Origin of the sequence: Flavobacterium coralii (genome assembly GCF_019891545.1) — a bacterium.
Classification (GTDB): Bacteria; Bacteroidota; Bacteroidia; order Flavobacteriales; family Flavobacteriaceae; genus Flavobacterium; species Flavobacterium coralii.
The window spans coordinates 150,785-164,409 of record NZ_JAHDIU010000003.1 but is presented as its reverse complement, the minus strand read 5'-3'; the positions used below and the strand labels follow the sequence as shown (position 1 = coordinate 164,409).

At 41.4% G+C, this 13,625-nt stretch carries 12 protein-coding genes; 7 read left to right on the top strand and 5 right to left on the bottom strand.

What is annotated here, in order from left to right:
• Positions 1-24: 24 nt before the first annotated feature.
• From porM to topA, 5 genes are all read right to left on the bottom strand, one after another.
• Positions 25-1,584 (bottom strand): type IX secretion system motor protein PorM/GldM, encoded by a 1,560-nt coding sequence (gene porM / locus KJK34_RS05900; RefSeq protein WP_223052935.1) that lies wholly within the window; start codon positions 1,582-1,584, stop codon positions 25-27.
• A gap of 49 nt (positions 1,585-1,633) precedes the next feature.
• Positions 1,634-2,269 (bottom strand): type IX secretion system motor protein PorL/GldL, encoded by a 636-nt coding sequence (porL, locus tag KJK34_RS05895; protein ID WP_223053205.1) that lies wholly within the window; start codon positions 2,267-2,269, stop codon positions 1,634-1,636.
• Between the two features lie 68 nt (positions 2,270-2,337).
• Complete coding sequence (gene porK / locus KJK34_RS05890) at positions 2,338-3,723, bottom strand: T9SS ring complex lipoprotein PorK/GldK (RefSeq protein WP_223052934.1); 1,386 nt, start codon at positions 3,721-3,723, stop codon at positions 2,338-2,340.
• A gap of 149 nt (positions 3,724-3,872) precedes the next feature.
• Entirely contained in the window at positions 3,873-5,024 is a 1,152-nt protein-coding gene (locus tag KJK34_RS05885; protein WP_223052933.1) for a formimidoylglutamase, read from the bottom strand.
• A 4-nt stretch (positions 5,025-5,028) separates the two neighbouring features.
• Positions 5,029-7,548 carry a type I DNA topoisomerase gene (gene topA, locus KJK34_RS05880; protein WP_223052932.1) on the bottom strand — a complete coding sequence of 840 codons (2,520 nt, stop codon included), beginning with the start codon at positions 7,546-7,548 and terminating at the stop codon, positions 5,029-5,031.
• A gap of 185 nt (positions 7,549-7,733) precedes the next feature.
• Between topA and KJK34_RS05875 the strand changes: the two genes are divergently transcribed.
• The 7 genes from KJK34_RS05875 (at position 7,734) to KJK34_RS05845 (ending at position 13,615) form a co-directional block, all read left to right on the top strand.
• Complete coding sequence (locus tag KJK34_RS05875) at positions 7,734-8,429, top strand: hypothetical protein (protein ID WP_223052931.1); 696 nt, start codon at positions 7,734-7,736, stop codon at positions 8,427-8,429.
• Between the two features lie 79 nt (positions 8,430-8,508).
• On the top strand, positions 8,509-10,011 hold the full coding sequence (gene miaB, locus KJK34_RS05870) for a tRNA (N6-isopentenyl adenosine(37)-C2)-methylthiotransferase MiaB (protein WP_223052930.1): 1,503 nt from the start codon (positions 8,509-8,511) through the stop codon (positions 10,009-10,011).
• Positions 10,012-10,048: 37 nt separating this feature from the next.
• Positions 10,049-11,329, top strand: coding sequence for a sigma-54 interaction domain-containing protein (locus tag KJK34_RS05865; RefSeq protein ID WP_223052929.1), 1,281 nt, complete (start codon positions 10,049-10,051; stop codon positions 11,327-11,329).
• Between the two features lie 7 nt (positions 11,330-11,336).
• On the top strand, positions 11,337-11,840 hold the full coding sequence (locus KJK34_RS05860) for an LptE family protein (protein WP_223052928.1): 504 nt from the start codon (positions 11,337-11,339) through the stop codon (positions 11,838-11,840).
• 98 nt (positions 11,841-11,938) lie between these two features.
• On the top strand, positions 11,939-12,826 hold the full coding sequence (locus KJK34_RS05855; RefSeq protein WP_223052927.1) for a tetratricopeptide repeat protein: 888 nt from the start codon (positions 11,939-11,941) through the stop codon (positions 12,824-12,826).
• A 2-nt stretch (positions 12,827-12,828) separates the two neighbouring features.
• Positions 12,829-13,197, top strand: coding sequence for a preprotein translocase subunit SecG (gene secG / locus KJK34_RS05850; protein ID WP_223052926.1), 369 nt, complete (start codon positions 12,829-12,831; stop codon positions 13,195-13,197).
• Between the two features lie 142 nt (positions 13,198-13,339).
• Positions 13,340-13,615 (top strand): co-chaperone GroES, encoded by a 276-nt coding sequence (locus KJK34_RS05845; protein WP_223052925.1) that lies wholly within the window; start codon positions 13,340-13,342, stop codon positions 13,613-13,615.
• Positions 13,616-13,625: the final 10 nt, after the last annotated feature.

Below are 13,625 nucleotides of genomic sequence, written 5' to 3'. Positions count from 1 at the left end.
AAAGAAAACGTTCTTTTAATTATATTATTGTACTTCCCAAAGGAAAGGTGTAGAATCTTTAATCCTGTAAGTACTGTTACCCACAAGCTTAGTTTTGATTGCAGTAATGGTAATCACGTCACCTCTTTTGGCTTTGTTAATGGCAGCCTGAGCCCTCGCGTCAAACCTGTCTCCCTGAACAATCATACCTGCATTACCAGGAACGTAAAGCTCGAAAGAAACAACCTGAACGTTAAGATCATAAACGAAATCAGGGAAAGTTACATTTACTGTTGATACCGCTAAGTCAGCTGCACGACCTTTAGATGAATTGGTTTTACCCCTAAGAGTTGCAGTTGGCTGAGGAATATCCCTAACTTTAAATACTTTCTTAGAAGAAACAGAAGTTCCGTCAGGAAGTTTACCAGTTACACTGATAGTTGCTTCAGTTCCTGATACACCTGTAACATTCCAGTTGTATTTTCCTGTACCACCAGCTTTATTTAAGCCCGGTGCAGAAGCTGTAACGTTATTGTCAGATATACCTGCGAAAGATATTGTCATTGGGTTTTCAACACCACGGTAAACAGAATTCATCTTGTCAGCAGAGATAGTAGCTTCGTTAGGACGGGGAACTACTACATAAGTACCTTCAAAAGGAAGTGGTACCTGCTTGCCGTCTTCAATAAAGTTAAACTTACCTGCTATTTTTTGTTCACCTATAGAACCGGCACTTAGCTCAATTACGGCTTGGCCTGTTGCAGGATCAATTTTACCCGGACCTTCAAAAGATACAGGCTTAGTGTTTTCGTCATACCTACCAAGTACAACTTTACCTGTAACTTTCTCACCCTGGAAGTAAGCATTCTTATCAAGGATAACAATAGCTTTATACTTATTTAGTGATGTAGCTTCGATAGCTGCTTTACCAAGTGCAATGTTATAAACGTTAGCCTCTATAACTTTAACACTATTCTGCATAGCTGTTAGCTTCGTTAAGGAAGCAATTGCAGGGAAGCCTTTAAAGTGATAATCAAGATAGTTTTTCTTTACACCTTCGCCATCTGTAACTTCAGAAGTATCAAATTTACTATTAAGTTCTTTGATAATAGCAACATACTTAACGTCGTTACCAATAGCCGCTTTCATGTCATTTTTATACTTCTCCATGGTAGCGATGATTTCTTTTCCTTTAGGAGAAAGTCCGTCACCTTCAAACCACTTCTCATCAATCATGTCACCTTTGTCCATTGCCTCATAAGGAAGTTTCATAACACCGTTAACATCTTCCTTCTCAAACTGGCTGGTTACATCACCTTTAAGTTTCTCTATGTAAGCATAAAACTGGTTAGAGATACCTTTAATTTTCTCTGACACCTGCTTAGCCGCTACGAAAGACTGGTTTTCGGCTGCCTTAGCTGCAAGAGCTTCATAAAGGGCTTCGTTGTTTTTAGTAGCCTGAGTATTTGCTTCCTCAAACTGTTCGTTCATAAGTCCGAAAGCGGATAGTACCTCTTTCGACATATTTAGTGCAAGCATCGCGATGAAAACCAGATACATCAGGTTAATCATCTTTTGCCTTGGGGTTAATTTTCCTCCTGCCATTTTCTAATTAGTCTCTTGTTTTTATAAAGTTAGTCAAAGTAAGACCTAATTAGGCCCTGTTACCCATTGCAGAAAGCATACCGCCGTAAACATTGTTTAACGCAGATATGTTCTTAGTCATAGCAGCCATTTCCTGTTGTAGCTTGGCAGCATTTTCTGCAATATCCCTGTTAGCTTCAGCATTACGGCTTGCACTTTCAAGTTGCACTTTATAAAGGCTGTTCAGAGACTCCATCTGAGCGGCAGCCATAGACATTTCTTCGCTGTATTTTTTCTGAGAAGCAATAGAGTCAACTGTTGGAGATATACCTTTAGCAGCAGATTCAAAGTTTTTGATGCTGTTACCAAGGCTTGCCATAAGCTCACCGTCAATTTTAGCTTCTTTAAGTAGGTTGTCAAGTTTTTGAGAAAGCAGGCCTTGCGCTTCAGCAGGGTTTTCTTTCTTAGCATCTTTTTTCTTAGCATCGCCACCCGCAAGTTCAGGATAAACCAACGACCAGTCCAACTCTTTTTCTACCGGGTCAAACGCAGAAAGACCAAATATAAGAGCTTCAGTACTAAGACCAACTATAAGCATCAAACTAGCACCTGGCCAGTGCATAAGCTTAAATAATGCTCCGATAATTACAACCGCTGCCCCCATACCATAGGCAAAATTCATAACTTTTTTAGGTAGTGCCATAATGAAATAATTTTAGTTTTTAGTTAAGTTAAATTTAATTTAAATATTCAAAAAATAGAGTTGGTTAAAAATTATTGATTACCTGTGTTTTGAGTACCCATGTAATCCTGAACAGTCCTGAAGCCTATGTAACTCCTTGATGAGTCGGCATATTCCCAGTCCCTTGTACTTACCTGAAGGAAGTAAGCCACATCTTTCCATGAACCGCCACGTGTAACCTTACGTTTGTTTGAAGGATCCGGAGCATTAGGGTTCATAGTAGATACATATTCGTAAGAAGCTGCATCATATGATGAATCTGTCCACTCCGCTACGTTACCTGACATATTGTACAGGTTAAATTCGTTAGGATCGAAAGATTTGGCTTCAACAGTATAAAGCGCACCGTCGGCAGCATAGTCACCCCTGTTTGGCTTAAAGTTAGCAAGGAAACAACCCCTGTCGTTTTTAGCATAAGGACCACCCCAAGGATAAGTAGCAGATTGTAATCCGCCCCTTGCAGCATACTCCCATTCGGCCTCAGTTGGTAAACGGAAAGAGTTTACATACTGCCTTCCTTTGCTTTTCTGGTAAGCATTTTTGTATAATGTCCTCCAGGCACAGAACGCTTTAGCCTGACCCCAGGTAACACCCACTACAGGATATTCTCCATACGCATCATGCCAGAAATAGTCATTGTGCATTGGTTCGTTATATGAGTATGAGAAGTCTTTTATCCACACAGTAGTATCAGGATAAACCTCAACCTGCTCGTGCTTCATATACTTACTCCTCTTGCTCCTTGTATTTTTAGATTTATCTTTTGCAGCAGCATCGATATCCATCCATGAATACCTGAACTTAAGCTTAGAAACATCCACAGTCCTTAAACCGTTATAAGATTCTGACGCAGGCAGGTACATTGAGTCCATTACCTCAACATAATATTCATCCGGGTATTCCTGCGGATCATCGATAAGGTCAACATCATGGTTTAGCTTCCTGCCAACATAAGGGTCGTTAGGATCCATACCTATACTATAGTAATTCTCATACATATATTTATCGTATGGAGACTGCTCTTCACCTTCTGCAACCTGATCTAAAAAGGCATATTCACCTATTCCGCCTTCACCTCCGGGTTTCATTCCCATTTCATCCGCAAGGATTGCAAGCCTTGTCCTGATAATAGAGTCTTTAACCCATTCTACAAACTGGCGGTATTCGCTGTTTGTAATTTCTGTTTCGTCCATATAAAAAGAACGCACAGTTACAGTCTTAGTAGGAGCATCCTGCACATTAGCTAAATCGTCGTCAGATTTACCCATAATGTAAGCGCCGCCCGGAACTAAGGTCATACCATACGGTTGCTCTGGCCTCCAGTTTTTTCCTCTAACACCTACCAGCTCCCCCCGGTCACTGGAACCACAGCTGATTAATAATGATAAAGTTGCTGTTAATGCAATGAACTTCTTCATAAATTTGGGTTATTAATGTAATTCTATTTTTAAGGGCGTAAACCTATTTATTTATTTTTAAAAAAACAATTTTTTTATTAAAAAAACCTCAACACAAGATAAAGATTTAAATAGTAAAAGGAATACAACCACTAATTATAACAAAAAGATTAAATAATGTTTTTTCTTTGAGCTTTCCACAATCTTTCAGGAAAAGTGTTATTACATGCGCCTATATAATCATCATACGTACATGGTAATAACGTGTTACGCTTTAATTTATTATCTACACCTGCCACAACGGGCACTTCTATCCACCACCTGTCTGTTTTATCGCTTTTGTAAAACACCAGTTCTTCGTCTTCCGCAGGTACTATATATTTAAGGTAGGTATCTTTAGTATTGAACGGATATTCGTTACTCCTGTAATTTACACCTTCTATAAAATACCATATCACCTGTGCAATAAGTACTGCTTCCTGTTTCGTATCATCATGATTAAAAACCCCGAAAGATGTTACCTTATCGCTAATCCCTGCGTAGCGTGCTAATGTACAAATTTCTTTGCCATTAAAACCATTTGGCAAAAAATTAACAATTTTGCCTGAATCTCCTGACTTAACAGCCCCCATATCAACACTTACGATATCGGCATCCCTGAAAACAGGCTCTGCTATTGCAGGGCTGGCGCTTACTTCACCCAGGCGGTAAGCATCAAAATACAATTTTTCAATCAAATCTATTTCTTCCTGAGGGTTAAAATAGGTTTGGTAACCCACGTTGCTGTAATTAAACAGGTTGTTGGGCTCTTCTACAATTATACGTGTAAGGTAAGAGCCTGCGTTTATTGCCTCATTTTCCTTACCAAAGTCGAACCGGCTGTCTATAACGGCAAGGTTAACCATTTGCTCCAGCCTGTCATACCCTCGGTAAATGGCATAGGTTAAATCCTGCGAGCCACCTATTATTATAGGTATAACTTTGTTTTTTATCAGTTCCTCAACTACAGTTTTTAACACATAATAAGTATCCTGTAACGAAGCACCCGGTTTTATATTGCCCAGGTCGGCAATTTTTGTGTACCAGTTACCCGGAAATAATGAGTAAAGTTGTTTCCTTATATAATTAAGGTGTGGATGAAGTACCGCTTCTCCCCTGCCCCTGTTCTCCAACACTCCTATTATGGCCACCGAAACACCTTCTGTATCTGGAAAATCTCCCTCAAGATGCAAAAGGGCTTTTTTACCCAGCGATTGTGGTGATAGTCCTTCTATAAAATCTGCCAGCGAGGCATCAAGAGGCTGTAAAAACTCAAAAGCCATAATTTTATTTCTTTTTTGCTGAAACTTTTTTAGATGCCGTTTTTTTCGTGGCAGTTGCTTTTTTGGCTGCCGTTTTCTTTGCTGGTGCTTTTTCTTCTATCAGGGCCTTTACCTTATCAAGGGTAAGCTTTGTGGCATCTACATCTTTATTAAGCTCTATTTTGGTTTTACCCTTTAATATAACCGAGCGGCCCCAGCGTGCTTTTTCTACACGTATGCCTTCTTCTTCCCAGTTATGGATAACCTTGTCACGCTCCTTTTGCAGCTTATCTTCTATCAGCTCATTAATATCCGACTGCGTTAACCTGTCGAAATTATATTTTTTATTGACATTGATAAACATGCCGTCCCATTTTATAAATGGGCCGAAACGCCCCACTCCTTTTTGCACCGGTTCACCTTTATAAGTACCTATTGGTGCGTCGGCCTGTTCTTTTTCAGCAATCAGTTCCTTAGCCCTTTCAAAAGTAACATCAAGCGGGTCTTCGCCTTTTGGTAATGATATAAATGTTTTGCCAAATCTTACGTATGGGCCAAAGCGGCCATTGTTAACCTCTACCTCTTCTCCTTTATAATCGCCTAAAGTTTTAGGCAGCATAAAAAGGCCAAGTGCTTCATCAAGGGTAATAGTACCAATATTCTGCTCAGGCAGCAGGCTTGCGAATTGCTTTTCTTCATCTTCGGCATCACCAATTTGAGCCATTGGCCCGAACTTGCCCAAACGCACACTTACAGGTTTACCGGTTTTAGGGTCAGCACCAAGTATTCTTTCGCCCGATTCCCTGTCGGCATTCTTCTCTACATCTTTTACGGTTGGATGGAAATGACTGTAAAAATCCTCCATCATTTTGGTCCAGTCTTCATTACCCGAAGCTATTTCGTCAAAATCCTGCTCAACCTTAGCTGTGAAATTATAATCGAGTATGGTATCAAAATGATTTACAAGAAAATCATTCACAATAATACCGATGTCAGTAGGCACAAGCTTACCTTTATCAGAGCCTACATTTTCTGTAAGCATTTCTTCTTTTACTTCGTTGCCTTTTAGTGCCAGTTGTGTATAATTACGCTCCTGGCCCTCAAAGCTTCCTTTCTCTACATAGTTCCTGCTGATAATGGTAGAAATGGTTGGTGCATATGTTGACGGGCGGCCAATGCCAAGCTCTTCCAGCTTTTTAACCAATGATGCTTCGGTGTATCGTGCAGGCGGACGGCTAAAGCGCTCTGTAGCGGTAATACCGTTTGCCAAAAGCTTTTCGTTTACCCTTAGTGCAGGCAGCATGCCTTCCTGCTCTGTATCCTCATCATCATGGCCTTCAAGATATACTTTAAGAAAGCCCTCAAATTTAAGCACCTCGCCCGATGCTGTAAATATTTCGTTATGGTTGTTTGCTTCTATCTTTACATTAGTACGCTCTAATTGGGCATCACTCATTTGTGAGGCTACCGTTCGTTTCCATATAAGGTCATAAAGCCTTGCCTGGTCACGGTCAACATTAACCGTGTGGCGGGTCATATCTGTTGGGCGAATGGCTTCGTGCGCTTCCTGTGCACCTTTGCTTTTGGTTGCATAGTTGCGCGGCTTGCTGAACTCTTTACCGTAAGACCTTGTTATTTCATCTTCGGCAGCAGCCATAGCCTCCTGCGATAGGTTTACGCTGTCTGTCCTCATATAGGTAATAAGTCCCGCCTCATACAGCCTCTGCGCCAGCATCATGGTAACACCAACGGGCAGGTACAGTTTACGCGCCGCCTCCTGCTGTAACGTAGATGTTGTAAATGGTGCGGCAGGCGATTTTTTTGCCGGCTTTGTCTCAAGGTCTGACACCTTATATATAGAACCAATATTTTTATTCAGGAAATCTTTAGCCTCTTCTTTAGTAGAAAAACTTTTTGGCAGCTTCGCCTTGAATGTCTTTCCGGCTTCATTGCTGAATTCAGCATTAATATTATAGGTAGCTTCCGGTTTAAAATGCTGGATGTCGCGTTCGCGCTCTACTATAAGGCGAACCGATACCGATTGCACCCTGCCTGCCGAAAGCCCGCTCTTTACTTTTTTCCACAAAACCGGAGAGAGCTCATACCCTACAAGCCTGTCGAGCACCCGGCGTGCCTGCTGTGCATTAACAAGGTCATAGTTTATATTGCGTGGGGTTTGTATGGCTTTTTGTATGGCGGTTTTAGTAATTTCATGAAAAACAATGCGTTTGGTTTTATCCCTGTCCAGCTTCAGCTCTTCCGCAAGGTGCCATGCAATAGCCTCACCCTCGCGGTCTTCATCACTTGCCAGCCAAACCGTTTCGGCATTTTTAGAAAGATCCCTGAGTTTTTTAACCAAAGCCTTCTTATCAGGAGAAACTTCATACTTAGGTTTAAAGCCATTCTCTACATCCACACCTATTTCCTTAGACGGAAGGTCGGCAATGTGTCCGTAGCTTGACTCTACCTGATAATCTTTCCCTAAAAATTTTTCTATGGTTTTTGCCTTTGCAGGCGACTCAACAATCACTAAATTCTTTGCCATCATACATTTGTTTGAGCGCAAAAGTATGCGAATTTTTTAAATATTAGATTTCTGCACAATTAAATGCATAGTTTTTTGGAAAAGATTAACCTTAACTATACGCTGAAAATACCTACAAATTACAAATTGATGTAAAATAAATATTTTTTGTATCTTGTAATGACATCCAAAAAAAGAAGCTGATTATGAAACAGATGGAAATAAAATTACTACTGCCCTATAACTGGGCACACGCAAGAAGGATAAGGGTTTATGACGATGCGGGCAACCTGCTTGTAAAAATTGCCCACTTAGAACACGTACTGGTACAGGTGCAGGACAACTGCAGGCATGTTGTTATAAAACTTGACTTTTATAAATCGGTAATTCCGGTACCGGATGATGCAGAAAATATTTTCCTTGGGATTTATATGGACTTCCGTGACCGCTTCCCTCATAAATATATTGATACGCTTAAACGCAAATGCCTTACCGGGCAGTTTATGACCGCCGAAGCATTTGATAATTTCGATCTGAGCTTTTATGAGAACGCAAGGGAATATCTCCCTACTGTCAATTATGATAACGCTTCGGTATTATTAGGATTGCTTATTTCGGCGGGGCTTGTTATAACATCTGTAGTACAGCAGGAAAATCCGTATCAGGACTTACTGTTCTTTATTGGGGTATCAAGTTTAGTCTCGCTGTTAATGGTTAGGGCAGAAAGGGGCAAAATACTTCTGTACGATTATAAAAGCCGCCTTATAGCCACAGCATTGGCTTTTGCGCTTGCCTTTATTTTTATAACACCCTCTTTTGCCATAAACATGGTTTTCTTTTTGTTTATCTCCTTATATATATTACGCCTGCTCACTAATCTTAAAACCCTTAAAAGCGCATAAACAAATCTGTCATCTTGTCATACAATCCAAATTAAATAGTATCTTTGCCAATTCAGAAAAAAGCACTACCGAGTGATTTATGGAAAAGATAATTGAAGAAAGCAAGCAGGGCCAAAGCCTTGTTTTAGAGCAGAAAACAGAAAATACCAAAAAACTTTTTATAGAAAGCTACGGCTGCCAGATGAACTTTTCTGACAGTGAAATTGTAGCATCTATATTAGCCGAACAGGGCTACAACACCACCCAGAATATTGAGGAGGCCGACCTTGTTTTGGTTAATACCTGCTCTATTCGTGATAAAGCCGAGCAAACCGTAAGGAAAAGGCTGGACCAGTATAACAGCATCAAAAAAATAAACCCAGGCATGAAGGTGGGTGTACTGGGCTGTATGGCAGAACGCCTTAAAAGCAAGTTTCTTGAAGAAGAGAAAATTGTAGATATGGTTGTGGGGCCAGATGCCTATAAAGATATACCCAACCTGCTTAAAGAAGTTGATGAAGGCCGCGAAGCGGTTAACGTTATCCTCAGTAAAGAAGAAACCTACGGAGATATAGCGCCTGTGCGCCTTAACAGCAATGGTGTTACCGCGTTTGTTTCTATAACCCGTGGTTGCGATAATATGTGTACTTTTTGTGTAGTGCCGTTTACCCGTGGGCGGGAGCGCAGCCGAGAGCCGCAAAGTATAATGGAAGAAATAGCCGACCTGTGGCAGAGGGGCTTTAAAGAAATAACGCTGCTGGGGCAGAATGTGGACAGCTACCTGTGGTATGGCGGCGGGCTTAAAAAAGATTATGACAAGGCCAGCGAAATGCAAAAGGCTACTGCTGTGGGCTTTGCTCAGCTACTGGATATGGTGGCTACTGCCTTCCCTAAAATGCGTTTCCGTTTCAGTACCTCTAACCCGCAGGATATGCACCTTGAAGTAATAGAGGTTATGGCAAAGCACCATAATATATGTAAGTACATTCACCTGCCGGTACAAAGCGGCAGTACAAGGATATTGCAGGCCATGAACCGCCAGCACACCCGCGAGGAATATATGGAGCTGGTGGATAACATTTACCGCATTATACCTGACATTTCACTATCGCAGGACATGATAGCGGGCTTCCCTACCGAAACCGAAGAAGACCACCAAGACACACTAAGCCTGATGGAGCATTGCAAATATGACTTCGGGTTTATGTTTGCCTATTCTGAACGCCCCGGTACACTTGCCGCACGAAAACTTGAAGATGATGTACCAACGGAGGTTAAGAACCGCAGGCTAACCGAAATAATAAACCTGCAACAAAAAATGGCATGGGAGCGCACCAGGCGTTTTGTAGGCCAAACCGTTGAAGTACTGATAGAAAAACCATCAAAACGCAGCGATGCACACTGGAGCGGGCGCAACTCGCAAAACACTACGGTTGTATTCCCTAAGGGCGATTACAAGCCGGGCGACTTTGTAAATGTAAAAATTACCGAGTGCACTTCGGCAACACTTATTGGTGAGGCTGTTGGCTATAGTGAAATAATGACCAGTCCACTAAACCCAAAAGGTGAAAATGCAGAGGGCTTTCAAACAATAAATCAATAATTACTAAATAAAATGTCTCCTCAGGGAGATAGGGCTTATGGAAAGCGTACAAGCCATAAAACAACGATTTGAAATTATAGGGAACGACCCGCGCCTTAACCGTGCGCTTGAAAAAGCCATGCAGGTAGCCCCTACCGATATTTCGGTACTGGTTACCGGAGAAAGCGGTGTGGGTAAGGAAAGCATCCCGAAAATTATACACGCCCTTTCGCACCGCAAGCACGGCAAATATATAGCGGTAAACTGTGGTGCCATACCTGAGGGTACTATTGACAGTGAGCTTTTCGGGCACGAAAAAGGTGCCTTTACCGGGGCAACATCTACCCGCGAGGGTTATTTTGAGGTTGCAGATGGCGGTACCATTTTTTTGGATGAAGTGGGCGAACTGCCGCTTACTACACAGGTGCGCCTGCTGCGCGTGCTGGAAAATGGCGAATTTATTAAAGTAGGCTCCAGCCAGGTACAAAAAACCAATGTACGCATTGTGGCAGCCACCAACGTTAATATGATGGAGGCTATAGAAAAGGGGAAATTCAGGGAAGACCTTTACTACCGCCTCAGCACTGTAGAGATATCGCTACCGCCGCTTCGTGAGCGTAAAGATGATATACACCTCCTATTCAGGAAATTTTCGGCAGATTTTGCTCAGAAATATAAAATGCCGCCTATAAGGCTGGAGGATGACGCGGTGCAGCTTTTGCTGAAGTACCGTTGGAGCGGTAACATACGTCAGCTACGAAACATTGCAGAACAAATATCTGTACTGGAAACAAACCGCAACATTACAGGCAACACGTTAAGAGGTTACCTTCCTGAAGCCGGCACCAACCTGCCAGCAGTGGTGAGGGACAAAAAACCGGAAAGCGACTTCAGCAATGAAAGGGAGATACTATATAAGGTATTGTTTGATATGCGCAGCGACCTTAACGACCTTAAGAAGCTGACAATGGAGCTGATGCAAAACGGAAACGGTGCTAAAGTGCAGGAATCTAATAAAAATCTGATTCAGCGTATTTATGGCACTCCGCAGGAAGACGGCAGGATATTTGAAGAAATGTCGCGTAATGATATATTGCCTTCGCAGCATGTAAGCAGGCCCGAGCCTATAGTAGAGCACCATGACGAAGATGATGATGACGGTAATTACCTTTTTGCAGAAACAGTTGAGGAAGAAGAAACACTGCGCCTTGATGAAAAAGAAGTGGAACTGATTAAAAAAGCATTAGAGCGAAATAAAGGCAAGCGAAAGGCAGCAGCCGATGAACTTGGCATAAGCGAAAGGACATTATACAGGAAAATAAAACAGTATGACCTTTAAAACAGGAATGAAAAATATAAAATTTTTATTGCTTGCAGTTGTAGCTGTAATGCTTAACGGTTGCGGCATATATAACTTTACGGGAACCGGAAAAATTGACGCTGAGACATTTCAGGTGAATTACTTTCAGAACAACGCTGATATCGTAGAGCCGGGCGTGGAACTAACCTTTACAAGGGCGTTACAAGACCTTATACAGAACCAGACTAACCTGAGCCTTACTAATAGTGGCGGCGACCTTGTGTATGAAGGAGAGATAACACAGTTCCGCATTACACCTATGACGGCAACAGCCGACCAGCGCGCAGCACAGAACAGGCTTACGGTAACTGTAAACGTGAGGTTTACCAACAGGAAAAAAGAAGATGATAATTTTGAGAAACCTTTCAGTTTCTTTTATGATTATCCCGCCGACGAATTGTTAAACGGACGGATTCTTACTACCGCCCTTGATGAAATATTTGAAAGGATAACACAGGATATTTTTAATGAATCGCTGGCGAAATGGTAAACTGTCACATATCGGATGCAGGAAGTCCGATATATCATATCTAAACTATTAAGTGTCCTTTGACTTCGGACATAGGACACCCAACATCAGACAAAAACTTGAACACTAAAGAATACATAGCGCTGCTTAACAGGCCTTCCTCTTTAAACGAGAAGCAGACTGTTGAACTGGAAAAGATACTTGCCGAGTTTCCTTTCCTGCAAAGTGCGCGTGCTATTTATTTAAAGGGTTTATATAATAATGACAGCTTCCGGTACAATACCGAGCTTAAAAAAACGGCAGCCTACACCACTGACAGGTCGGTGCTGTTTGATTTTATTACTTCAGAACAGTTTCAGAGTATAGAGAAAAATTCTTTTGAAGCGGCAGAAAAAGCTGTGGAAGAAATAGCTGTTAATCATATCGAAGAAATTAAAGCTGAAGAGCAAAAACCTGCCGAACCTGTAAACAAGTTGGAAGAGTCTATAAAGCTTACCATTAGAGAATCGGAAGCTACACAGCCTGAAAAAGCAGGTACTACAGCCGAAACCGCCAGTGAAAGCCCACTAACAGAGACAGAACAAAAACTCGAAATAGGCAGGCCACTACCTTTCAGCAAAGAAGAAACACATTCGTTCAGCGAATGGCTGCAGCTTTCTAAAATAACGCCTGTTAAGCGAGAAGAAAGCACACCTGAGCCTGAAAAGCAGGAAGATGAAAGCGGGCTTATTAAAAAACTTGACCTGATAGACCGTTTTATAGAGTCGAATCCGAAAATTATTCCCTCAAAAACAATATCGGTTGCACCTGCTACGCTTAATGAAACCGCAGATAACAGCAGCCTTATGACAGAAACACTTGCAAAAGTTTACCTGGAACAAAAAAAATATGCAAAAGCCATACAGGCTTATGAAATTTTAATTTTGAAATATCCGGAAAAAAGTGTTTTCTTTGCAGACCGAATTACAGAAATACGTAGTTTACAACAAAATAATAATTTAGTATAGAAATGGGATTTTCAATATTTTTAGCGCTGATAGCATTTGTTTGCCTTTTACTGATAATATTCATAATGGTACAAAACCCGAAAGGTGGCGGTCTTTCTTCATCATTTGGCGGTTCTCAGATAGTAGGTGGTGTTCAAAAAACGTCTGACTTCCTTGATAAAGGCACATGGTTCCTGGCTACTGCACTTGTAGTGCTTATCATTTTGTCAACACTTAGCTTTTCTAACAGCTACGGCGGAGACAGTAAATATATAGATGAGTCTGTTGTTGCACCTGCTGCAACAACTCCTGCCACTCCTGCACAGGGTGAAGGCGCTGCTACACCGGCTCCGGCTACTACACCGGCGCAAGAGGCTGCACCTCAGCAATAAAAAATATTATATCAAAATATATATATGCCGGCACTGACATGCTGGCATTTTTTTTTGCATTATATGTCAGTTTTCTCAATTGGCATAATTTCTGAAAAAACAGAAAGCGTCAAACTTTAATAACAAACAAAATTTAAATTATATGGCTTTAAACATTAAACCGCTTTCAAACCGTGTTCTGGTTGAACCGGTTGCTGCAGAAACACAAACTGCTTCCGGAATCATTATCCCTGACACTGCAAAAGAAAAACCGCAGAAAGGTGTTGTTGTAGCCGTAGGCAACGGTAGTAAAGACTATGAAATGACCGTTAAGGTGGGCGACACTGTTCTTTATGGAAAATATGCAGGTACAGAGCTTAAATTTGAAGGTAAAGATTACCTTATAATGAAAGAAGACGAGATTTTCGCAGTACTTTAAAAACAGTTTA